Origin of the sequence: Streptomyces bambusae (assembly GCF_019400985.1) — a bacterium.
GTDB lineage: Bacteria > Actinomycetota > Actinomycetes > Streptomycetales > Streptomycetaceae > Streptomyces > Streptomyces bambusae_A.
Window position 1 is genome coordinate 1 of the sequence record NZ_WTFF01000614.1, and the last position, 1,599, is coordinate 1,599.

At 78.0% G+C, this 1,599-nt stretch carries 1 pseudogene; it reads right to left on the minus strand.

The window, feature by feature from the left end:
- Nucleotides 1-1,599: pseudogene (locus GPJ59_RS36060) on the minus strand (hypothetical protein); the annotation flags it as partial.

Genomic DNA, 1,599 nt, shown 5'->3' on the forward strand with positions numbered 1-1,599 from the left:
GGCCTGTGCGGTGCCGTCCGCGTCGAACGCGCCGCCGGCGGCCACCATCCGCAGCCCGGCCACGGCCGGACCCAGCCGGGCGGCGGTGTGCCACGGCCGGCGGGCCGCCTCGGCCGCCACCCACTCCACCACGGCGGCCTGCCGGTCCGGAGCGCACAGCGACAGGTGGAACAGCATCTGGCGCCATGCGTACGCGGCGTCCTTCACGGTGCCGAGCGGGCGCGGATCCCGGTGCACCCGCTCCACCAGCCGGCACACCGTGGTGAAGGAGGCCCGGGCCAGCGCCTCCCAGCCCGCCGCCGGTTCGGCGCCGGTCTGCCGGACGAGCACGGCGAGGTTGTGGGTGGTGAGGATCTGCGCCTGCTCGATCACGGTGCCGTTCGCGGCCGGTGACCAGCGGCCGGCGGAGGACTCGGCTCCGGCCGCGTGCTGCGCGGCCCGCTCGGCGCACAGCGTGGCGAACGCGGCCGCGGTCGCCGGGGCTTGTGCCGTACGCGCCCCCTGCGCGCCCCGGGCGAGGCCCTCGGCGGCCTGGAGCACGGCCATGCTCCGTACCGCCGCGCAGTCGATCCCGTAGTAGCGCGCGTACAGGCTGCCCTCCAGCAGGTCCGCGGCGACCCGGGCGGCCACGAGGAACTTCGGGGTGAAGGTCCCCATGAAGATGTCGGCCGCCAGCTCCTCCACGAACGGCGCGGGCAGGTCCGCCTGCCGTGCGAGCTGGGAGAGTTCGCGTACCAGGGGGTTGGGCAGCAGCGTCCCCGGGAACGTGCCCATCGCGAGCTCGCCGAGCTGGCGCAGGGTCGCCGCGGCCGCGGCCCGGGCCCGCTCCGCCGCGTCCGCGTCGGTGCTGTGCGCGGCGAGCACGCGTACCCACGGCAGCTCGTCGACCCGGACCTGGTGCTGGAGGTTCAGCAGCAGCAGGGAGCGGCGGTTGCGGAAGGCGCGGTACGTCGCGGCCGACAGCGTGCGCAGGGCCGGATCGGGGAAGCGCCGGGCGATGGCCGCGGCCACCAGCTGGGGCACCAGCCCGGCCAGGACCTCGGCGGACGGGACGAGCCCGCGCTCGACCAGGGTCTCCAGCGGAGCGCTCAGCGCGGACCGCACGACCTGCTGCATCCGCGCCGGGACGGCGGTGCCGGCCGGGAGCCCGGTGGCGGCTGTCTCGGCGGCGGTCACCGGGACGACCGGCGACTCCACGTCGGGCGTGCCGGCGCGCTGGTCCAGCGCGGCGAGCCGGCGCACCACGAGCGCGGCGATGCGGTGGTGCGAGGGCAGCGCGGCCTGCCGGGCCTGCTCCTGGCGCAGCCGGGTGTGCGCGGGGGACCCGGGCAGCCCGCGCTTGGCGACCATGGCGGCCAGCGCGTGTCGCAGCAGCCCGGCCAGCCGGGGCGGCAGCGGCCGCCCGGCGGCCGCCTCCTCCAGGGCGCGGCGCAGGATGCCGGGATTCGACTTCGGGTTCCGGTGCTTGCCGCACAGCGGGTGTGCGGCCGCGAGCGCGCGGTAGCGCTCCAGCAGCGCGGCGGCCTCGGCCTGCGGCGCCACGGCCTCGGCACGCTGCGCCCCGCCGGACCGGAAGGGGTCCGGGGCGACCGTACGGCG